A 20,619-nucleotide genomic window follows, 5' to 3' on the forward strand; every position below is an offset into this window, starting at 1 on the left:
CAAGGGATGACTCATTGAGTCATTTTTGTGAAAACGACGAATTTACCTCTTTTTCTCGTCGAGTTCGAGTGGGTTGACGAAAGGTCAACCCAACTCGGCCCACTGCGCCAGATCGGTCTCCGACACCTTGCCGAGCTTTCGGTGCAGCAGCGCCCCGTCGGCGCCGAACACCACGCTGAAGGGCAAGGCCCCGGTGGCGTTGCCCAGGCTGCGGCTGAGTTCCGTGCCCGCGAAGCCTGCCATGCCCACCGGGAAATTCAGCGGCAGCTTCTGCATGAAGCTGCGCACCGCGCTGGGCTGATCGACCGCCAGGCCCAGCACCTGCCAGCCCTTGGCGGCCTGCGCGGTGTGGAACTGGTTCAGCATCGGCAGCTCCTCCACGCACGGCGGGCACCAGGTGGCCCAGAAATTCACCAGCAAGGGCTTGCCACGGAAATCGCTCATGCGCACGGCTTCACCGTTCGGTCCGTCGAACGACCCGGCCCAGAACGCGGCCTCGGCCTCGCTCATCACCGGCTGGAGCTGAAGGCGCCGCGTGCGCCAGCAAGGCGCCGGCACCACCAGCGACCACCGCCACGCCGGCCATCCAGAGGGTTCTTCGTTGCAGGCTCATGCCGCCACCTCCCCGGCCAGCAGGCGGCGCAAGGCCGCCGCGTCACCGCGCGGCTTGCGCCCCTGGGCGTCGGGCTTGAGGGCGCCGCGCTGGTCGTCCAGGTCGTGCACCATCAGATGCACCAGCACCCACTGGCCCAGCGCCTCGCTTCGCACGCGCAGCGTCAACGCCTCCACGGGTTCGCCGCGCCAGCCGTTGACCGTGCCCGGGTGGTATTCGACGCGGTGATCGAGCAGCGTCCACTCAGGCGCCTTGGGGTCTTCGCAGAACAGCTGAAGATAGATATCACTGTGCCGGGTGGCCGTGCCGTGCCAGACGGCGCCGCCCAGGTGGGGGCGAAAGGCCTGCAGGCGGTCCATCCAGAGCAAGGCGAGTTCGCGCAGCGCGCGCAACTCGACGGCCTGGCTTTCCGGGCAGAACACGGCGATGTCCTCGCGCACCGCGGCATCCAGCATCGCGTTGTCGGGCAGGGGCGTGCGCGCCGGCAAGCCCAGCTGCTTGACCGCGCGGCGCTTGGCCGCGGCATATTCCAGGCCCTCCTCGACCACCAGTCGGGCGGCCACGGCGGCGATTTCGTGGGAAGTGTCGTCTCGGCTGGCATCCATGGAGGGGGATTGTGCCCGCTGGCGGCGGCGCCCACGGCGCGCACGGTCCATACCCGCAAACCCGGTGGGTGCGCCCCCTAGAATCCCGGGATGCACATTCATATTCTGGGCATCTGCGGCACCTTCATGGGCGGTCTCGCTGCCCTGGCCCGCGAAGCCGGCCACCGCGTGACCGGCTGCGACGCCGGCGTCTATCCCCCCATGAGCGACCAGCTGCGGGCGCTGGGCATCGACCTCATCGAAGGCTTTGGCGCCGACCAGCTGGCCCTCCAGCCCGACGTGTTCGTGGTCGGCAACGTGGTCAGCCGTGCCCGCACGGCGGATGGCACACCCAAGTTCCCGCTGATGGAAGCCATCATGGACAGCGGCGCGGCCTACACCAGCGGGCCCCAGTGGCTGGCCGAACACGTGCTGCAGGGCCGCCATGTGCTGGCCGTCGCCGGCACGCACGGCAAGACCACCACCACCGGCATGCTGACCTGGATCCTGGAGGCCAACGGCCTGCAGCCCGGCTTCCTGATTGGTGGCGTGCCGATGAACTTCGGTGTGTCGGCCCGCCTGGGCCAGGGCAAGACCTTCACCATCGAAGCCGACGAGTACGACACCGCCTTCTTCGACAAGCGCAGCAAGTTCGTGCACTACCGGCCCCGCACCGCGATCCTGAACAACCTCGAGTTCGACCACGCCGACATTTTTGACGACCTCGCGGCGATCGAACGCCAGTTCCACCACCTGATCCGCACCGTGCCGGGCAACGGCCGTGTGGTCGTCAACGGCCTGGAAGAAAGCCTCGAGCGCGTGCTGCACAAGGGCCTCTGGAGCGAATTGCGCAGCTTCGGTGCGGCGGTGAGTGATTTCACCGCCCAGGGCGAACCCCACGCCTTCGACGTGTTGCACCGCGGCCAACCAGTCGGCCGCGTGGAGTGGGCACTCACCGGCGTGCACAACCAGCTCAATGGCCTGGCGGCCATCGCGGCGGCCGAGCACGTGGGTGTGGCCCCGGCGGACGCCGCGCGCGCCTTGAGCAACTTCGAGAACGTGCGTCGTCGCATGGAAGTGCGGGGCATGGTGCCTCGCGCAGGCGGCGCGATCACGGTCTACGACGACTTCGCCCACCACCCCACCGCCATCCGCACCACGCTCGATGGCCTGCAACGCAAGCTGGGCCAGCCGCGCGGTCGCATCCTGGCGGTGTTCGAGCCGCGCAGCAACACCATGAAGCTGGGCACGATGAAGTCCCAACTGCCTTGGAGCCTGGAGGCGGCAGACCTGGCGTTCTGCCACTCGGGCGGGCTGGACTGGGACGCAGCCGAGGCCCTGGCACCCATGGGTGCGCGGGCGCAGATCGGCCGCAACATCGACGAACTGGTGGCCCAGGTAACGGCGGCCGCCCAGCCCGGCGACCACATCGTCTGCATGAGCAACGGCGGCTTCGGCGGTGTGCACGACCGCCTGCTCAAGGCCCTGGCCGCCTGACCCTCAGTACGTCAGCACGTGCTTCGGCACGTCGATCGACACCACCGGTTTGGCCAGCGCCGCGCTCGCGGCGCGGGCAAAGGCCACCGCCCAGGGACGGTGCGCCGCATCCCGGAAATGGCCCTCCCCAGCGGCTTCGGCCACGCACAGGATCTTGTCGGCCGTCAGCACCTTGCCGGTCGGCCGGATCGGGTCACAGCCCAGGGTGGTGAACTGTTCGTCGAGCCAGGCGCGCGCATGGTCGTGCGGCATCGGCTGCACCTCCTCGAGATCGAACGGGTAAGAGGCGGTGCCGCCCCAGCTCACGGTGACTTGGCTGCGCATGTCGGGTTCTCCTGATCGGTGATTCGCCCCATTGTGGACCGCGCGCCGTGCGCGATCCACCCCGTGAAAGCCCGTGGCGGCATCAGCCCCGCGCGTGGCGGGCGGTCAGCACCGCCGCCGACAGGACCTCGAGCGCCTGCAGCGAATCGCCCCAGCCCAGGCAGGCGTCGGTGATGCTCTGCCCGTACTTGAGCGCGCCCACCTCGTCCTTGCCTGGAGTGAACTTCTGAGCGCCGGCTTCGATGTGGCTCTCGATCATCACGCCGAAGATGCTGCGCGAGCCGCCAACGATCTGGCCCGCGATGTCGCGCGCCACCTCGAGCTGCTTCTCGTGCTGCTTACTGCTGTTGGCGTGGCTGCAGTCGACCATCAGGCGCGGCGGCAGCTTGGCGGCCTCGAGTTCCTTCACCGAAGCGGCCACGCTGGCGGCGTCGTAGTTGGGCGCCTTGCCACCGCGCAGAATCACGTGGCAGTCCTTGTTGCCATTGGTCTGCACGATCGCCACCTGGCCGTTCTTGTGCACCGAGAGGAAATGGTGGCCGCGCGAGGCGGCCTGAATCGCGTCGGTGGCGATCTTGATGTTGCCGTCGGTGCCGTTCTTGAAGCCGATCGGGGCCGAGAGGCCCGAGGCCAGCTCGCGGTGCACCTGGCTTTCGGTGGTGCGCGCGCCGATGGCGCCCCAGGCGATCAGGTCGCCGATGTACTGCGGCGAGATCACGTCGAGGAACTCGCTGCCCGCAGGCAGGCCCAGGCGGTTGATCTCGATCAGCAGCTGGCGCGCGATGCGCAGGCCCTCGTCGATGCGGTAGCTCTCGTCCAGGTAGGGGTCGTTGATCAGGCCCTTCCAGCCCACCGTGGTGCGCGGCTTCTCGAAGTAGACCCGCATCACGATCTCCAGCGTGTCGGCGTACTTCTCGCGCAGCGGCTTGAGACGGCGCGCGTAGTCGACCGCGGCGGCCGGATCGTGGATGGAGCACGGGCCGATCACGACCAGCAGACGGTCGTCCTGCCCATGCAGGATGCGGTGAATGCGCTGGCGGGTCTGGCTGATGAGCGCTTCCACCGGCGTGCCGCCGATGGGGAAGAAGCGGATCAGGTGTTCAGGAGGGGGCAACACGGTGATGTCCTTGATGCGTTCGTCGTCGGTCTGGCTGGTTTTGTCGACAGGACGGGCATGCCAGGCGTCGCTGCTGGCGGGGGCGTTCTTGGCGGTCATCACGGGGCTCCTGAGTGGGGTTGAATCAAAAAACGGTTCGAAAGGGCGAAAAAAAACCGCCGGGCTTGGAGCTCCGGCGGTTGTATCGAGATTCGGTGATGCGCTTACAGCTTCGCCTCTCGTCCGCCGGGGACTGAGAACCAAAAATAAAAGGCAAAAAAGGCGAAGCGCGAAGACATGGGTTCGAAATGTAGCACAGGCAATTGAAAACGCCGAGTCAAGCGGTGCCGCCGACCGTCAGGCCATCGATGCGCAGCGTCGGCTGGCCCACGCCCACCGGCACGCTCTGGCCTTCCTTGCCGCAGGTGCCCACGCCGCTGTCGAGCTTCATGTCGTTGCCGATCATGCTGACGCGGGTCAGCGCGTCCGGGCCATTGCCCACCAGCGTGGCGCCCTTCACCGGGTACTGGATCTGGCCGTTCTCCACCCAGTAGGCCTGGCTGGCCGAGAACACGAACTTGCCGCTGGTGATGTCGACCTGGCCACCGCCGAAGTTGGTGGCGTACAGGCCCTTCTTGATGCTGGCCACGATTTCCTCGGGCGCCTTGTCGCCACCCAGCATGTAGGTGTTGGTCATGCGCGGCATGGGCACGTGGGCGTAGCTCTCGCGACGGCCATTGCCGGTGGGCTTTACGCCCATCAGGCGCGCGTTCATCGCGTCCTGGATGTAGCCGCGCAGAATGCCGTCCTCGATCAGCACATTGCGCTGCGAGGTGTGGCCTTCATCGTCCACGTTGAGCGAGCCCCGGCGGTCGGCGATGGTGCCATCGTCGAGCACGGTCACACCCTTGGCGGCCACGCGCTGGCCGATGCGGCCGGCGAAAGCGCTGGAGCCCTTGCGGTTGAAATCGCCTTCCAGCCCGTGGCCCACCGCCTCGTGCAGCAGGATGCCGGGCCAGCCCGAGCCCAGCACCACCACCATCTCGCCGGCCGGTGCAGGGCGTGCGTCGAGGTTGGTCAGCGCGTAGGACACGGCCTCGTCCACGTAGGACTGCACCATGGCATCGTCGAAATAGGCCAGGCCGAAACGGCCGCCGCCGCCGGACGAACCGGCTTCGCGCCGGCCCGACTGCTCGGCGATCACCGTCACCGACAGGCGGATCAGCGGGCGCACGTCGGCCGCCAAAGTGCCGTCGGCGCGCGCCACCAGCACCACGTCGTATTCGCTCGCCAGGCCGGCCATGACCTGCTTCACGCGCGGGTCCTTGGCCTTGGCCATGCGCTCCACTTTTTCCAGCAGCGCGACCTTGGCGGTGCTGTCGAGCGTGGCGATCGGGTCCAGGCCCGGGTAGAGCGAACGCGACTTGGGCACCTTCACCGCCGGCACGCGCACCTTGCGGCCCTGGCCCTGTGCCGAAATCGAGCGCACCGTGTGGGCGGCATCGATCAGCGAGTCCCAGGACAGGTCGTCGGAATAGGCGAACGCCGTCTTTTCACCGCTGACCGCACGCACGCCGACCCCCTGGTCGATGCTGAAGCTGCCGGTCTTGACGATGCCCTCTTCCAGGCTCCAGCCTTCGCTGCGCGTGGTCTGGAAATACAGGTCGGCGTCGTCCACGCCGTGCGACATGATCTCGCCGAGCGCGCGCTGCAGGTGCGTGGGGCTCAACCCGAACGGTTCGAGCAACAGGCTTTGGGCGGTGGCGAGACGGGCCAGGGTGGGTTCGCGTGAAATCATCGGCCGATTGTAAGAACCCTGGCGCCGCGCGCTGCCGTCAGGGTCTTGCCGTCAACCGCTCTAGGACTGCATCAGGCGCTTGGACTTGGCGATCGCCATCAGGATGCCCAGCCCCACGCCCAGCGTCACCATGGCCGTGCCGCCATAGCTCACGAAGGGCAACGGCACCCCCACCACCGGCAGGATGCCGCTGACCATGCCCATGTTGACGAAGGCATAGACGAACACGTTGAGCGTGACCGCAGCCGCCACCAGCCGGGAAAACTGGGTCGGCGCCTCCACCGCGATCAGCAGACCGCGCACGATGAGGAAGATGAAGCCGGACATGAGGCCCAGCACACCCATGAGGCCGAATTCCTCGGAAAAGGCGGCGTAGATGAAGTCGGTGGTGCGCTCGGGGATGAACTCCAGGTGGGTCTGCGTGCCCTGCATAAAGCCCTTGCCCCAGATGCCGCCCGAACCGATGGCGATCATGCCCTGGATGATGTGGAAGCCCTTGCCCAGCGGGTCTTTCGAGGGGTCGAGCAGGGTGCACACGCGCTGGCGCTGATACTCGTGCAAGATCTGCCAGTCCACGCCCGGCGCGCACATCTGCGGCTCCATGGCGATCAGCGTCACCACACCGATCACGCCGATCAACACCGGTGGCAGGATCAGCTTCCAGCTCAGGCCGGCGAAGAAAATGACGGCCAGGCCGGAGGACATCACCAACAGCGAAGTCCCCAGGTCGGGCTGCTTGAGGATGAGCGCCACCGGAATGATGAGCAGGATGCCGGCCGCCACGAAATCCAGCGGCTTGAGCTGCCCTTCCCGGCGGTGGAACCACCAGGCCAGCATCAGCGGCATGGCGATCTTCATGAGTTCGCTGGGCTGGATGACGGTGACGCCGATGTCCAGCCAGCGCTGCGAACCCTTGCGCATGATGCCGAACAGCTCCACACCCAGCAGCAGCATCACGCCCAGGGTGTACAGCGGCACGGCCAGCGTCATCAGGCGGTGCGGCGGCACCTGAGACACGAGGAACATCAGCCCCACGGCCAGCAGCATGTTGCGGCTGTGGGCCGCGAAGCGGGTGCCGTGGTCAAAACCCACCGAATACATGGTGATCAGGCCGGCGCCGGCCATCAGCAGGATGGCGAACAGCAGCCAGCCGTCAAAGCCCTGGAAGATCGGGGCGATGCGCTGCAGCAGGGTGGGTTTGTCGAAGACGGCGGCCATGTTGGGCCCCGATTATCCTTCGGCCATGACATCCCCCACCACCCACCTGTTGTACCTGCATGGTTTTCGTTCGTCGCCGCAATCGATGAAGGCGCAGAAGGTCGCCGCGCGCATGCAGGCGCGGCACCCGGAGGTGGTCTGGTGGTGCCCTCAACTGCCGCCCTCCCCGCGCGAAGCCATGGACATGGTGGTGCGCGGCGTGCAGGACTGGCCGCGCGAGACCATGGGCGTGGTCGGCTCGTCGCTGGGCGGCTTCTACGCGCGCTGGCTGGCGCTGCAGACCGGTTGCCGCCGCACGGTGCTGCTCAACCCGGCCGTGTTTCCCGCGCGCGACCTGGTGAAATACATCGGCGAACAGACCGCCTGGCACGACCCGCAGGCGCGCTTCGTCGTCGACCCGGCCTTCATGGGGGAGCTTCAGCAACAGCAGGACGACATCGCCCGCCTGGCTCCTTTGCACCCGGCCTCGCCGGAGCGCCAGTTCGCCATCGTGGCCAAAGGCGACGAGGTGCTGGACTGGCGCGAAATGCAGGCCTTCTGCGCAGGGGGAACGACCCGCCTGCTGGAAGGCAGCGACCACGCCATCAGCGACTTCGACGACCACATCGACGACCTGTTCCATTTCCTGGACCTGTAACGGCCCCATGGGACAATCGCGCCCATGCACATCCTGTTTGATGAAGCCGGCAAGCTGTTGACCGGCCGCCTCCTGTCCGAGGCCGAAAGTTCCCTGCAAGTCGAGCTCGAATCCGGCAAACGCGTCAAGGTCAAGTCGGCCAATGCCCTGCTGCGCTTCGAAAAACCCGCCCCCAGCCAGCTGATGCCGGCGGCCACCGCCCTGGCGGAGACCATGGAGCTGGAGCTGGCCTACGAATTCGCGCCCGAAGACGAGTTCGGTTTCGCGGACCTCGCCCACGAGTATTTCAGCGACAAGGCGGGCATCACCGAACAGGTGGCCGCGCTCCTGTGCCTGCAAGGCGCGCCGCACTACTTCCGCCGCGCCGGCAAGGGCCGCTACAAGAAGGCGCCGGCCGACATCCTCGCGCAGGCCCTGGCCGCGATCGAGAAGAAGAAACAGGTGCAGGCACAGATCGAGGCCTGGGCGGCCGAGCTCGCCAGCGGCAGTTGCCCGGCGCCGGTGCGCCAGCAGCTCTACAAGCTGCTGTTCCGGCCGGACAAGAACGCGCCCGAGTACAAGGCCGTGGTGGAAGCCGCGCGCACCAGCCACACCGCGCCGCTCACCCTGCTGCAGAACGCGGGTGCCATCAGCAGCGCCTACCAGTTCCACTGGCAGCGCTTCCTGTTCGACCAGTTCCCCAAGGGCACGGGCTTCCCCCCGCTGCAGGCCCCGGTCATCGCCGACGAGCTGCCCCTGGCGCCGGTGCAGGCCTTCTCCATCGACGATTCGCAGACCACCGAGATCGACGACGCGCTCTCGCTGCAAGGCCTGGGCAGCGGCAGCGTCACGCTGGGCATCCACATCGCGGCGCCCGGCCTGGCCGTGGCGCCGGAAGGCCCCATCGACCAGGTGGCGCGCACGCGCCTGTCCACCGTCTACATGCCGGGCCACAAGCTCACCATGCTGCCCGACGAGGTGGTGCAGGCCTACACGCTCATGGCCGGGCGCGATTGCCCCGCCGTGTCCCTGTACGTCAGCTTCGACGAAGCCACCCTGGCCGTCACCGGCAGCCGCACCGCGCTGGAGCGCGTGCCGATCGCCCTCAACCTGCGGCACGACCAGCTCGACACGGTGATCACCGAAGCCTGGCTCGCGGGCGAGGCGCCGGCGACCGATGTCCCCGCCGAGATCGCGGCCCTGCAACCCTCGCTGGGTTTCCTGTTCCGCCTGGCCCTGCACCTCAAGGCGCAACGCGAGGTGGTGCGCGGCAAACCCGAGAACTTCACCCGCCCGGACTACACCTTCCGCCTCGAAGGCGTGAGCGGCGACGAACCGCAGGGCGACGAGCGCGTGGTCATCGGCACCCGCAAACGCGGCGCCCCGCTGGACCTGATGGTGGCCGAGGCCATGATCCTGGCCAACAGCACCTGGGGCAACTGGCTGGCCGACTGCGGCGTGCCCGGCATCTACCGCAGCCAGGCCAGCCTGCAGCCCGGCGTCAAGGTGCGCATGGGCACCAAGGCGCAGCCGCACGCGGGCATCGGCGTCAAGAGCTACGCCTGGAGCACCTCGCCCCTGCGCCGCTACGTGGACCTGGTCAACCAGTGGCAGATCATTGCCTGCGCGCGCCACGGCAAGACCGCCGCGCTGGCCGCGCCGTTCAAGCCCAAGGACGCCAACCTGTTCTCCATCATCAGCGCCTTCGACGCCGCCTACACCGCGTACAACGGCTTCCAGAACGGCATGGAGCGCTACTGGACGCTGCAGTACCTCCGGCAGGAAGGCATCACCGAGCTCACCGCCACCCTGATCAAGGACAACCTGGTGCGCGCCGACACCCTGCCCCTGGTGCTGCCGGTGCTGGGCGCCGACGGCCTGCCGCGCGGCGCGCACGTGCGCGTGAAGCTGGGTGAGATCGACGACATCACGCTCGACATCCACGGCACCGTCACCGAGCGGCTGGACCTGCCGGTGGACGACGTGGGCGAGACCGCGGGCGACGACGCCGAGGAAGAGGAGGCACTGGCCGCGCCGCTGGCCCTGGCGCATCGACGTCAACGAAACCGAGGGCGAAAGCGCCGCCCAGCCCCCCCAAACGCCCGGCCCGGCAGGGGATTGAGGCCCAGGCGACACCCAGCACGGATAATGCCCGCGTGAAGCCGTCCGCCCTGTCCTTTTTCAAGAAGCTGAGCACGCTGCAACTGGCGCTGGGGGTGTCGGTGGCCGTGCACGCCGCGCTGCTCACGGTGCGCTTCGTGGACCCCGAGCGTTTCAACCGCGTGTTCCAGGACACGCCGCTGGAAGTCATCCTCGTCAACGCGCGCGGCAACGAGCGGCCCGACAAGGCCACGGCCATCGCGCAGACCTCGCTGGCCGGCGGTGGCGAGGCCGAACGCGGCCGCGCCACCTCGCCCCTGCCACCCGCCACGGTGGCCCGCATCGGCGACGCGCACGAAGAAGACGAGCGCACGATCGAGATGCTGCGCGAGCAGCAGAACCGCCTGCTGGCCCAGGTGCGCCGCGAGCTCGCCAAGATGCCGCCACCCGACCCCGAGTCGGTCAACCCCAGCCAGGCCTCGTCGGAGCGCGAGCAGAAGCGCCGCGCGCTGGTGAAGATCCTGGCCGAGATCGAAAAGCGCATCAACGAAGAAAACGCGCGGCCCAAGAAGCGCTACATCAGCCCGGCCACGCGCGAGGCGGTCTACGCCATCTACTACGACGAGCTGCGCCGCAAGATCGAGGACCGGGGCACCACCAACTTCCCCGAAGTCGGCGGCCGCAAGCTCTACGGCGAACTCACCATGACCATCACGGTCAACCACAACGGCGCCGTGCTCGACACCGAGGTGGTGCAGCCCTCGGGCATCAGCCAGCTCGACCGCCGCGCCCAGGCCATCGTGCGCAGCCTCTCGTTCGGCCGCTTCAACGAAGCCATGCGCCGCCAGGCCGACCAGATCGTGGTCGTCTCGCGCTTCCGCTTCACGCGCGACGAGACGCTGCAGACCCAGCTCTCCGGGCAATAAGGCCTGTTCACACTATTTTTCCAAGATGCGTTGCGGATCAAAAAGGCCATGCGCAAGGCGCGAAACGCAGCCGGGGCATTCCCCCGGCAAGGCTCCGCAACGCCGCGCATGGCCTTGTTGGCCGCAACCCGAAGGGAATGGGTTGAAAACAGCGCCACTCTTCGTTGCACTCCTAGGCCAGACACCCGGTCTGGCCGTCGTCGCGCGCCTCGATTGGCGCTGTTTTCAACCCATTCGCACTTGGAAAAATAGTGTGAACAGGCCCTTCCACACCGCATGAGGTCCCTCGGACGCTGGTTGCTGTGGCTGGTCCTCGCCGGGCTGGCCCTGCAGCTGTTCTTTCTGGCGCGCATCGCGCTCATGGTCGCGGTCGATCCCACCAGCACCGCCTTCATGCGCTCCGAAGCCTGGCGCATCGCGGGCGCCAGCCTGCAAAGCGACAAGGGTTGGCGCTGGTCGCACCACTGGGTGCCCGATGCCCAGATCAGCCCGCACCTCAAGCGCGCCGTGATCGCCTCCGAAGACGCCGGCTTCACCGACCACCGGGGCGTGGACTGGGGCGCGATCGAAGGCGCCTGGCAGAAGAACGAGCGCCGCCAGCAGCTGGCCGAAAAACGCGCCGCGCGCCAGCCCGCCCAGCCCGCCCAGCCCGCGCGCGAGCCCAAGGTGGTCGGCGGCTCCACCATCACGCAGCAACTCGCGAAAAACCTGCTGCTCTCCGGCGAACGCCAGCTGCTGCGCAAGGGCCAGGAACTGGTGCTCACGCTGATGCTCGAAGCCTTGCTCGACAAGCGCCGCATCCTGGAGATCTACCTCAACAGCGTGGAGTGGGGCGAAGGCATCTTCGGCGCCGAGGCCGCCTCGCAGCGCTACTTCAACAAGCCGGCCAGCAAGCTCAGCCCGCACGAGGCGGCGCGTCTGGCGGTGATGCTGCCCTCGCCCAAGTTCTTCGAGGCGCGGCAGGGATCGGCCTACCTCGCGCGGCGCACCGGCACCATCGTCGCGCGCATGGGTGGGGTCGTGCTGCCATGAACCTTCGTGCCACCTTCATGAGCGTGTTCCTGCTCGGCCTGGTGCGCCTGCTCACCGGCGCGCAGGCGCGCTGGCACGGCTGCCCGCCCAAGGCCGAGCAGCGCATCTATTTCGCCAACCACCAGAGCCACGCCGACCTCGTGCTGATCTGGGCCGCGCTGCCGCAGGAGCTGCGCAGCATCACGCGCCCGATCGCGGCCAAGGACTACTGGACCGCGTCGAACTTCAAGCGCTGGATCACCACCGAGGTGTTCAACGCCGTGTACGTGGAGCGCGAGCGCAAGGGCGACGAAGACCCACTGGCGCCGCTGGTGCAGGCGCTGGAGAGCGGCGACTCGCTGATCCTCTTTCCCGAGGGCACGCGCGGCCACGAGGAAGACCCGCAGCCCTTCAAGTCGGGCCTGTACAACCTGGCGCAGCGCTTTCCCGGCGTGGTGCTGGTGCCGGCCTGGATCCACAACGTGCAGCGCGTGATCCCCAAGGGCGAGGTGGTGCCGGTGCCGGTGCTGTGCTCGGTGACCTTCGGCGAACCGCTGGTGCTGGGCGCCGAGGAACCGCGCGCCGATTTCCTGAAACGGGCCCGCGAGGCCGTCATGGCCCTTCGGGACGTCTAAGAACATGAGCCCCCACACTCGTCATTTCATGTACTCATTGCCCCCCAAGGGGGCGCAGACCGCCCTTGGGGCGGCCCGGCGGACGGTCTGATGGGTTCCTTCCTTCGCAGCCTCACCCCCGACCAGCAGGTCAGCCTCGTCTTCGTGGTGCTGTTCGGCCTGCTGATCATCGCCAGCGGCGTGGGCGTGCTGCTGTCGCTGCGCGAGCGCCGCTCAGGCGACGACGACGCCAGCGGCGAACGCGCGCTGCGCCTGCAGGACAACCAGGCGCTGCTGCGCAGCTCCTGGATGATGATGCTGGTGTTCTGGGTCGGCTGGGTCATGGGCGAGGGCTTCGCCATCGTGCTGTTCGGCCTGGTCTCGTTCTTCATCCTGCGCGAGTTCATCAGCCTCTCGCCCACGCGCCGGGGCGACCACCGCAGCCTGGTGCTGGCCTTCTTCATCGTGCTGCCGCTGCAGTACGCGCTGGTCTGGACGGAACGCTTCAACCTGTTCACCGTGTTCATCCCGGTCTACGTGTTCCTCGCGATTCCCGTGGTGAGCGCGCTGGGCAACGACCCCCAGCGTTTCCTCGAGCGCAACGCCAAACTGCAGTGGGGCATCATGGTCTGCGTGTACGGCATGAGCCACGTGCCCGCCCTGCTGCTGCTCAGCTTCCCCGGCTTCGTCGGCAAGACCGCGTTCCTGGTGTTCTTCCTGGTGCTGGTGGTGCAAACCTGCATGCTGGTGCAGCACCTGGCCGCGCGCGGCCTGCGCCGGCCGGTGGCCCCCGCCATCAGCGGCAGCTTCCACTGGCGCAGCTGGGCCCTGGGCCTGGTCGCCGGCGGCCTGCTGGGCGCCGTGCTCTCCGGCTTCACGCCCTTCAAGCCCCTGCCCGCGCTGGCCATGGCCCTGGTGGCCTGTGTGGCCGGCAGCTTCGGCCACCTGGTCATGAAGGCCATCAAGCGCGACCGCGGCGTGACCCACTGGGGCTTGGCGGGCCGCTCGGTCACCGGTGCCAGCGGCCTGCTCGACCGCGTGGACGCCCTGTGCTTCGCCGCGCCCGTGTTCTTCCATTCGGTGCGCTGGACCTTCGACCTTTGAGACCTTCCACCATGCGCATCCTCGGCATCGACCCCGGCCTGCAATGCACCGGCTTCGGCGTGATCGACACCGAAGGCGCTGCCCTGCACTATGTGGCCAGCGGCACCATCCAGACCAGCCCGAAGGACGGCGCCCTGCTGCCCGAGCGGCTCAAGATCCTGTTCGACGGCATCACCGAGGTGGTGGCGCGCTACCAGCCCCAGATGTCGGTCTGTGAAATCGTGTTCGTCAACGTCAACCCCCAGGCCACGCTGCTGCTGGGCCAGGCACGTGGCGCCTGCCTCACGGCCCTCGTGGCCAACAAGCTGGAGGTTGCCGAGTACACCGCGCTGCAGTTGAAGAAGGCCGTGGCCGGCAACGGCCGGGCCGGCAAGCCGCAGATGCAGGAAATGGTCAAGCGCCTGCTGCGCCTGCCCGGCCTGCCCGGCAAGGACGCGGCCGACGCGCTCGGCCTGGCCATCACCCACGCCCAGGTGAGCCGCACCCTGGCGGCGATCAACAAGGTCTCCACCCAACAGGCTCGCACCCACGCCACGTACAAGGCCGGCCGGGTGTATTGATGGGCATGGAGGGTTCTTCGCCGTTGCGCCGTTTCAGCCTGGGGGCCTGGCTCGCCATCGCATTCACGGTCCTGTCGCTGTTGCTCACCTTGAGCCTGACGCTGTTCAGCGACCGCGCCGCGAGCAACCAGGTGCGCGAGGCCATCGGCGCCAACCTGACCGAGCTGGCGCAGCAGACCGCGAGCCGGCTGGACCGGTCCATGTTCGAGCGCTACCGCGAGGTGCGCCTGATCGCCCAACGCCTGAGCGGCCACACCGACTTCGGCGCGGTCCGCGGCGAGATCGAGGCCCTGCAGAAGAGCTACCCGCACTACGCCTGGATCGGCGTGACCGACACCGCGGGCGTGGTGCGCACCGCCACGCGCGGCATGCTCGAAGGCGTGGATGTGTCGGCGCGCCCCTGGTTCCGCAACGCCATGGACGGCCACCCCATGGGCGACGTGCACGATGCCGTGCTGCTCGCCCAGCTGCTGGGCACGCCGGGCAGCGAGCCGATGCGCTTCGTCGACATCGCCTTTCCGCTCACCGACGCGGCCGGCCAGACCACGGGCGTGCTGGGCGTGCACCTGTCGTGGAACTGGGCCAGCGAGATCCAGGACGCGATCTTCACCCCCGTGAGCCGCCACCGCAGCGTCGACCTGCTGATCGTCTCGACCACCGGCGCGGTGCTGCTCGGCCCCAAGGACCTGCAAGGCACGGTGCTGAAGGTGCCGAGCGTGGAAGCCGCGGGGCGCGGCGAATCGGGGCATGCGACGGAAACGTGGCCCGATGGCCAGACCTACCTCGTGGGCCACACGCGCGACAACGGCTTCGACACCTACGCCGGCCTGGGCTGGCGCGTGCTGGTGCGGCAGACGCTGGACGAGGCCTACGCCCCGGTGAACCAGCTGCACCGGCGCATGCTGCTCGGCGGCATCGCGGCGGCACTGCTGTTTTCCCTGCTGGGCTGGCTGGTGGCGCGCCTGATCACCCGGCCCCTGCTCGACCTGACCGACGTGGCGCGCGGCATCGAGGCCGGCTACGCGGTGAAGGCGCCCACCACCGCGGCCTACCGCGAGGCGCGATGCTGGGCAATGCCTTCAACTCCCTGGTGAAGGGCCTGCAGGCCAACGAGGCGGCGCTGCGCCAGAACCATGCCGCGCTGGAGCGGCGCGTGAGCGAGCGCACCGCCGAGTTGCGCGAGACGGTGGACGACCTGCGCGCCAACGAAGAGCGTGTGCAGACCGTGATCGACAGCGCGCAGGAAGCCTTCATCGGCATCGATTTCGACGGTTGCATCACCGACTGGAACGCCGCGGCCGAAACCCTGTTCGGCTGGAAGCGCCAGGAGGTGCGCGGCGAATCGCTGGCCGACACCATCCTGCCCGAGCGTTACCACATCGCTTTCGTGAAGGCGCTGGCGCATTTCCACACCACCGGCAAGGCCCCGTTCACGGGCCGGCTGCTTCGGCGCACGGTGGTGGACCGGCAGGGTCGCGAGATGGAAGTGGAGATGAAGATCGGCCTGATCCACACCAGCGAGCTGCAGCTCTTCAGCGCCTTCGTGCGGCCGGTGACCGAGCCGCCATCGCACTGACTGAACGGCGGTCTGGCTAGAGCAGGCGCTCCAGCACGAGCACGCCGAAGAATCCCAGGGCCGCGATGACGGTCCACTTCAGGATCACGATGCCCCAGGTGCGGTAACGTGCCTGGCCGGTGCCGATGTAGAAGGCAAAACACACGCCCGCTGCCAGCAGCAGCAACATCACGGTCCAGCGGAACAGCAGCATGAGGGGTGGTGGCGGCGGCGCCTACCAGGCCGGTGCGAGCTGGGCGAAGCCGCGCGGGGCTTCGCGCTCGTGTTCGAAGCTCACGATCTCGTAGGCGTCGGGCTGGTCCAGCAGGGCGCGCAGCAGCTGGTTGTTCATCGCGTGGCCGCTGCGGAAGGCGCTGTAGGCGGCCAGCAGCGGTTTGCCCACGATGTAGAGGTCGCCCATGGCGTCGAGGATCTTGTGCTTGACGAACTCGTCCTGGTAGCGCAGGCCGTCGGCGTTGAGCACTTTCACGTCGTCCATCACGATGGCGTTGTCCAGCCCGCCGCCCATCGCCAAGCCGTTGGAGCGCATCATTTCCACGTCGCGCGTGAAACCGAAGGTGCGGGCGCGGGCGATCTCGCGCGCGTACTGGCCGCTGCCGAAGTCGAACTCCACGCGCTGGCCGGTGGAGTTCACGGCCGGGTGGTTGAACTCGATCTCGAACGCCAGCTTGTAGCCGTGGAAGGGGTCGAGCCGCGCCCACTTGAGCGTGCGGCCGTCGCCTTCGCGCACTTCCACCGGTTTGGTGACGCGGATGAAGCGCTTGGGCGCGTTCTGCATCACGATGCCGGCGCTTTGCAGCAGGTAGACGAAGGAGGCCGAGGAACCGTCGAGGATGGGCACTTCTTCGGCCGTGATGTCGACGTAGAGGTTGTCCAGACCGAGGCCGGCGCAGGCGCTCATGAGGTGCTCGATGGTGTGCACCTTGACGCCGCCGTTGGAGATGGTGGAGGCCAGGCGGGTGTCGGACACCGCCATGGCATTGACCGGGATCTCCACCGGCGCGGACAGGTCGACCCGGCGGAACACGATGCCCGTGTCGGGCGCGGCCGGCCGCAGCGTCAGCTCCACCCGCTGACCGCTGTGCAGGCCGACACCGACGGCCTTGGTCAGGGATTTGAGGGTGCGTTGGGCAAGCATCCTTGAATTGTAGTTTTCCGGGCGCCAGAACATGGTTTAGAAAGCTGATGGCCTTGATAGGGAAGGCTTTTCTCCGTTTTTCTCCGGCTGAGACGGTCAGCGGCGACCGGGGTGGCCGGCTCCGCGGGTGTCCCCCGCCCGTGGCTGCGCCACGGGCTCCTCCTTTACCCCGCTGCGCCGGCCACCCCGATCACCGCTGACCTACGTGCAAGAGAACCGCTGGCAAACAAACGCTTCTTCAGCTCGTGGACCCCGGGCGTTCTGCGCAGCGGGGTAAGGAGGAGGACCGGCGAAGCCGGTCCGGGGGATACCCGCGGAGCAGAGCGCCCGGGGTCCACGAGCCCGCGAGGTGCAGGCAAGAAAACCCGGGGAAGAGACTCAGTCCGCCTGCTTGCGCAGGAAAGCAGGAATCTCGAAATCGTCCATGCCGCCGGAAGCCAGCGCATCCACCTTGGCCGCGGCCTGGGTGCGGTTGGTGCGCCAGACGCTGGGCACCGCCATGGAGTTGTAGTCCGGCTGCGCAGCACCCGGGGCCGCCCACAGCGGCGTTCACGGTCGGCACATTGAACGGCACGTTGTCCGTACCGGTGCGCAGCACCTGCAGCGGAGGCGCCGTGCGGCGCACACCCTGGCGCGACAGGCCCGTCGCCACCACGGTCACGCGCATCTCGTCGCCCAGGGCGTCGTCGTAAGCGGCACCGTAGATCACGTGCGCTTCCGGCGAAGCGTAGGCGCGGATCGTGTTCATCGCCAGCTTGGACTCCGACAGCTTGAGCGAACCCTTGGCCGCCGTCACCAGCACCAGCACGCCCTTGGCGCCCGACAGGTCGATGCCTTCCAGCAGCGGGCAGGCCACGGCCTGCTCGGCGGCGATGCGCGCGCGGTCCGGGCCGGCGGCCACGGCCGTGCCCATCATGGCCTTGCCGGGTTCGCCCATCACGGTGCGCACGTCCTCGAAGTCGACGTTCACGTTGCCGTACTCGTTGATGATCTCGGCAATGCCGCCCACGGCGTTCTTGAGCACGTCGTTGGCGTGCGCGAAAGCCTCGTCCTGCGTGACGTCGTCACCCAGCACTTCCAGCAGCTTCTCGTTGAGCACCACGATCAGCGAATCCACGTTGGCTTCGAGCTCGGCCAGGCCGCTGTCGGCGTTGGTCATGCGGCGGCCACCTTCCCAGTCGAACGGCTTGGTGACCACGCCGACGGTGAGAATGCCCATTTCCTTGCGCGACGCGGGCGATCACGGGGGCCGCGCCGGTGCCGGTGCCGCCGCCCATGCCGGCGGTGATGAACAGCATGTGCGCGCCCGCGATGGCTTCGCGGATGTCGTCCACCGCGACTTCGGCCGCGTCACGGCCCTTCTCGGGCTTGCTGCCCGCGCCCAGGCCGCTGGTGCCGAGCTGGATGGTCTTGTGCGCGGCGCTGCGCGTGAGCGATTGCGCGTCGGTGTTGGCGCAGATGAACTCCACGCCCTGCACGCTGCGCGAGATCATGTGCTCGACCGCGTTGCCGCCGCCGCCGCCCACGCCGATGACCTTGATCTGGGTGCCCTGGTTGAATTCTTCAACTTCGATCATTTCGATGCTCATTTGGAAGCTCCTTTTGTGGCCCTTGGAACGGTGTCGCCGGGCAATCTGTCAATACAAAAAATCTGCGGAATCGGGGAATGGCGAGGGTTCATCCAGGCGGCCCGGTGCATTCGGTGCACCGCCCTCGCTGGTGGCGTTCCAGGCTCATGGCGTTGGCCGGCGTGAGGGCCGGGCTCGAAGACAGCGTGTTCGCGTTGTTCATCAGAAGGTCCCCACAAACCAGTTTTTGACCCGCTCGAGTGCGCCTTGCATCGAGCCCGCTTTCTGTGCCACCTTGTGCCCGCGCACGCGCGCCAGGCGCGCTTCCTCGAGCAGGCCCATCACCGTGGCCGCGCGCGTCTGCGCGACCATGTCGGACAGAGCGCTGGTGTAGTTCGGGATGCCGCGGCGCACGGGCTTGAGGAAGATGTCCTCGCCCAGTTCGACCATGCCCGGCATCACCGCGCTGCCGCCGGTGAGCACGATGCCCGACGACAGCATCTCTTCATGGCCGGAGTCGCGCAGCACCTGCTGCACCAGCGAGAAGATTTCCTCCACGCGCGGCTCGATCACGCCGGCCAGCGCCTGGCGGCTGAGCATGCGCGGGCCGCGATCGCCCAGGCCGGGCACTTCCACCTGCGTGTCCGGATCGGCCAGCAGCTGCTTGGCGCAGCCGCTTTCCACCTTGATGTCTTCGGCGTCCTTGGTCGGCGTGCGCAGGGCCATGGCGATGTCGCTGGTGATCAGGTCGCCCGCGATCGGGATGACCGCCGTGTGGCGGATCGCGCCGCCCGAGAAGATCGCCACGTCGGTCGTGCCCGCGCCGATGTCCACCAGCGCCACGCCGAGTTCCTTCTCGTCGTCGGTCAGGATGGCCTGGCTGGACGCCAGCGGGTTGAGCATGAGCTGGTCCACTTCCAGGCCGCAGCGGCGCACGCACTTGATGATGTTTTCGGCCGCGCTCTGCGCGCCGGTGACGATGTGCACCTTGGCTTCCAGGCGGATGCCGCTCATGCCGATCGGCTCTTTCACCTCCTGGCCGTCGATCACGAACTCCTGCGGCTCCACCAGCAGCAGGCGCTGGTCGGTGGAGATGTTGATCGCCTTGGCGGTCTCGATCACGCGCGCCACGTCGGTGGCGCTGACCTCGCGGTCCTTGATGGCCACCATGCCGCTGGAGTTGATGCCGCGGATGTGGCTGCCGGTGATGCCGGTGTAGACGCGCGCGATGCGGCAGTCGGCCATCAGCTCGGCTTCTTTCAAGGCCTGCTGGATGCTCTGCACCGTGGCGTCGATGTTGACCACCACGCCGCGCTTGAGGCCGTGGCTGGCCGACACGCCCAGGCCCGCGAGCTTGAGTTCGCCGTTGGACTGGACCTCGGCGACCACCACCATGATCTTGGCGGTGCCGATGTCGAGTCCGACCACCAAATCCTTGTATTCCTTGGCCATGATTGCTTCTTGATTACCTTCGGTTTTGAGATCCGCCAGCCGGCGTGTCGGTCACGGTGGTCACGCCGCGCAGGCGCAGCGCGTAGCCATTGGGGTAGCGCAGGTCCACGGACTGAACCGCGCCCGCGTAACGTTCGGTGAGCTGCGCCAGCGTGCCGGTGAAGCGGCGCGTGCGCGCCAGCAGTTCGTCGGGCGTGCCGCGGCCCAGCTCCACCTGGGCGCCGCTGTCGAGCTTGGCGCGCCAGGTGCCGCGCTCGGTGAGTTCGAGCCGCTCCAGGCCCAGGTCGAGGCGGCCGAGTTCGGTTTGCAGCAGCTGGTAGAGCGACCACACCTGGGCCGACTTCTCGACCGGGCCGGCCAGTTCGGGCAGGCCATCGCTGTCGTCGGGGCTGGCATCGAACACCTCGCCCAGGCGATTGACCAATTGGCCCGAACCCGACTCGCCCCACCAGGCCACGGCCTGGTGCTCTTCCAGCGTCACGCGCAGGCGGTTGGGGAACTCGCGCTGCACCACGGCCTTGCGCACCCAGGGCACGGACTCGAACAGCTGGCGCACCTGCTGCAGGTCCACGGTGAGGAAGCTGCCGTTCAGGCGCGTCTTCATCTGCGACGAGAGCTGGGCGCGGAAGGTCACGGCGTTCTGGTGCGCCACGTCGCCATGCACGGCGATGGCCTTGACCGACCAGATCGGGTGGCGCACCAGCCAGGTGGTGAACAGGCCCAGGCTCAGCACGGCGAACACCGCGACCAGGACGTGCGTGACCACGGTCATGAGCTTGACGTCCAAGGGCAGTTCGGTGCTGGGCATGGTGGTGTTCCGGGGC

The 20,619-nt window shown here is 67.9% G+C and carries 19 protein-coding genes and 2 pseudogenes; 10 read left to right on the forward strand and 11 right to left on the reverse strand.

Features of this window, described 5'->3' with window-relative positions; translation table 11 throughout:
• Nucleotides 1–84: 84 nt before the first annotated feature.
• A complete protein-coding gene (locus ACFJI0_RS18455; RefSeq protein ID WP_382321702.1) occupies nt 85–510 on the reverse strand; it encodes a TlpA family protein disulfide reductase in 426 nt (141 codons plus the stop codon).
• Between the two features lie 99 nt (nt 511–609).
• Nucleotides 610–1,218, reverse strand: coding sequence for a hypothetical protein (locus ACFJI0_RS18460; protein ID WP_382321705.1), 609 nt, complete (start codon nt 1,216–1,218; stop codon nt 610–612).
• A 90-nt stretch (nt 1,219–1,308) separates the two neighbouring features.
• Between ACFJI0_RS18460 and mpl the strand changes: the two genes are divergently transcribed.
• Nucleotides 1,309–2,694, forward strand: coding sequence for a UDP-N-acetylmuramate:L-alanyl-gamma-D-glutamyl-meso-diaminopimelate ligase (gene mpl, locus ACFJI0_RS18465; RefSeq protein WP_382321707.1), 1,386 nt, complete (start codon nt 1,309–1,311; stop codon nt 2,692–2,694).
• Nucleotides 2,695–2,697: 3 nt separating this feature from the next.
• On the opposite strand, the gene ACFJI0_RS18470 is transcribed toward mpl, so the two are convergent.
• The 4 genes from ACFJI0_RS18470 to rodA all read right to left on the reverse strand — a co-directional run bounded on the left by ACFJI0_RS18470 (nt 2,698) and on the right by rodA (nt 7,130).
• On the reverse strand, nt 2,698–3,018 hold the full coding sequence (locus ACFJI0_RS18470) for a hypothetical protein (protein ID WP_291119309.1): 321 nt from the start codon (nt 3,016–3,018) through the stop codon (nt 2,698–2,700).
• Between the two features lie 82 nt (nt 3,019–3,100).
• Nucleotides 3,101–4,234: a 3-deoxy-7-phosphoheptulonate synthase gene (locus ACFJI0_RS18475; RefSeq protein ID WP_382321710.1), complete on the reverse strand. Its 1,134-nt coding sequence runs from the start codon at nt 4,232–4,234 to the stop codon at nt 3,101–3,103.
• Nucleotides 4,235–4,451: 217 nt separating this feature from the next.
• Nucleotides 4,452–5,912: a metalloprotease TldD gene (gene tldD / locus ACFJI0_RS18480; protein WP_291119303.1), complete on the reverse strand. Its 1,461-nt coding sequence runs from the start codon at nt 5,910–5,912 to the stop codon at nt 4,452–4,454.
• A gap of 60 nt (nt 5,913–5,972) precedes the next feature.
• Nucleotides 5,973–7,130 (reverse strand): rod shape-determining protein RodA, encoded by a 1,158-nt coding sequence (rodA, locus tag ACFJI0_RS18485; protein WP_382321712.1) that lies wholly within the window; start codon nt 7,128–7,130, stop codon nt 5,973–5,975.
• Between the two features lie 25 nt (nt 7,131–7,155).
• Between rodA and ACFJI0_RS18490 the strand changes: the two genes are divergently transcribed.
• The 9 genes and pseudogenes from ACFJI0_RS18490 (at nt 7,156) to ACFJI0_RS18530 (ending at nt 15,637) form a co-directional block, all read left to right on the forward strand.
• The gene (locus ACFJI0_RS18490) at nt 7,156–7,767 is read left to right on the forward strand and encodes a YqiA/YcfP family alpha/beta fold hydrolase (protein ID WP_382321714.1); all 612 of its coding nucleotides are present in this window, start codon (nt 7,156–7,158) and stop codon (nt 7,765–7,767) included.
• Between the two features lie 24 nt (nt 7,768–7,791).
• Nucleotides 7,792–9,868 (forward strand): annotated as a pseudogene (locus ACFJI0_RS18495) (ribonuclease catalytic domain-containing protein).
• Between the two features lie 34 nt (nt 9,869–9,902).
• Nucleotides 9,903–10,772 carry an energy transducer TonB gene (locus ACFJI0_RS18500; protein ID WP_382154605.1) on the forward strand — a complete coding sequence of 290 codons (870 nt, stop codon included), beginning with the start codon at nt 9,903–9,905 and terminating at the stop codon, nt 10,770–10,772.
• 276 nt (nt 10,773–11,048) lie between these two features.
• Complete coding sequence (gene mtgA / locus ACFJI0_RS18505; protein WP_382321716.1) at nt 11,049–11,804, forward strand: monofunctional biosynthetic peptidoglycan transglycosylase; 756 nt, start codon at nt 11,049–11,051, stop codon at nt 11,802–11,804.
• Nucleotides 11,801–12,418 carry a lysophospholipid acyltransferase family protein gene (locus tag ACFJI0_RS18510; protein WP_382321718.1) on the forward strand — a complete coding sequence of 206 codons (618 nt, stop codon included), beginning with the start codon at nt 11,801–11,803 and terminating at the stop codon, nt 12,416–12,418. The genes mtgA and ACFJI0_RS18510 overlap by 4 nt, the downstream gene beginning before the upstream one ends.
• 90 nt (nt 12,419–12,508) lie before the next feature.
• Nucleotides 12,509–13,501 (forward strand): phosphatidate cytidylyltransferase, encoded by a 993-nt coding sequence (locus ACFJI0_RS18515; RefSeq protein ID WP_382321721.1) that lies wholly within the window; start codon nt 12,509–12,511, stop codon nt 13,499–13,501.
• An 11-nt stretch (nt 13,502–13,512) separates the two neighbouring features.
• Nucleotides 13,513–14,061, forward strand: coding sequence for a crossover junction endodeoxyribonuclease RuvC (gene ruvC / locus ACFJI0_RS18520; protein ID WP_291119282.1), 549 nt, complete (start codon nt 13,513–13,515; stop codon nt 14,059–14,061).
• Nucleotides 14,062–14,084: 23 nt separating this feature from the next.
• Nucleotides 14,085–15,155 (forward strand): cache domain-containing protein, encoded by a 1,071-nt coding sequence (locus ACFJI0_RS18525; protein WP_382321724.1) that lies wholly within the window; start codon nt 14,085–14,087, stop codon nt 15,153–15,155.
• Entirely contained in the window at nt 15,125–15,637 is a 513-nt protein-coding gene (locus ACFJI0_RS18530; RefSeq protein WP_382321727.1) for a PAS domain-containing protein, read from the forward strand. The genes ACFJI0_RS18525 and ACFJI0_RS18530 overlap by 31 nt, the downstream gene beginning before the upstream one ends.
• Nucleotides 15,638–15,653: 16 nt before the next feature.
• Here ACFJI0_RS18530 and ACFJI0_RS18535 read toward each other — a convergent pair whose 3' ends face one another.
• The 5 genes and pseudogenes from ACFJI0_RS18535 to ACFJI0_RS18555 all read right to left on the reverse strand — a co-directional run bounded on the left by ACFJI0_RS18535 (nt 15,654) and on the right by ACFJI0_RS18555 (nt 20,603).
• A complete protein-coding gene (locus tag ACFJI0_RS18535; RefSeq protein ID WP_291119276.1) occupies nt 15,654–15,830 on the reverse strand; it encodes a hypothetical protein in 177 nt (58 codons plus the stop codon).
• A 21-nt stretch (nt 15,831–15,851) separates the two neighbouring features.
• Nucleotides 15,852–16,775, reverse strand: coding sequence for a UDP-3-O-acyl-N-acetylglucosamine deacetylase (gene lpxC, locus ACFJI0_RS18540; protein WP_382321729.1), 924 nt, complete (start codon nt 16,773–16,775; stop codon nt 15,852–15,854).
• A gap of 378 nt (nt 16,776–17,153) precedes the next feature.
• Nucleotides 17,154–18,364 (reverse strand): annotated as a pseudogene (gene ftsZ / locus ACFJI0_RS18545) (cell division protein FtsZ).
• 201 nt (nt 18,365–18,565) lie between these two features.
• The gene (gene ftsA, locus ACFJI0_RS18550) at nt 18,566–19,795 is read right to left on the reverse strand and encodes a cell division protein FtsA (protein ID WP_291118114.1); all 1,230 of its coding nucleotides are present in this window, start codon (nt 19,793–19,795) and stop codon (nt 18,566–18,568) included.
• 13 nt (nt 19,796–19,808) lie between these two features.
• Entirely contained in the window at nt 19,809–20,603 is a 795-nt protein-coding gene (locus tag ACFJI0_RS18555; RefSeq protein ID WP_382321732.1) for a cell division protein FtsQ/DivIB, read from the reverse strand.
• Nucleotides 20,604–20,619: the final 16 nt, after the last annotated feature.

Origin of the sequence: Hydrogenophaga sp. UC242_53 (assembly GCF_042696965.1) — a bacterium.
Classification (GTDB): domain Bacteria; phylum Pseudomonadota; class Gammaproteobacteria; order Burkholderiales; family Burkholderiaceae_C; genus Hydrogenophaga.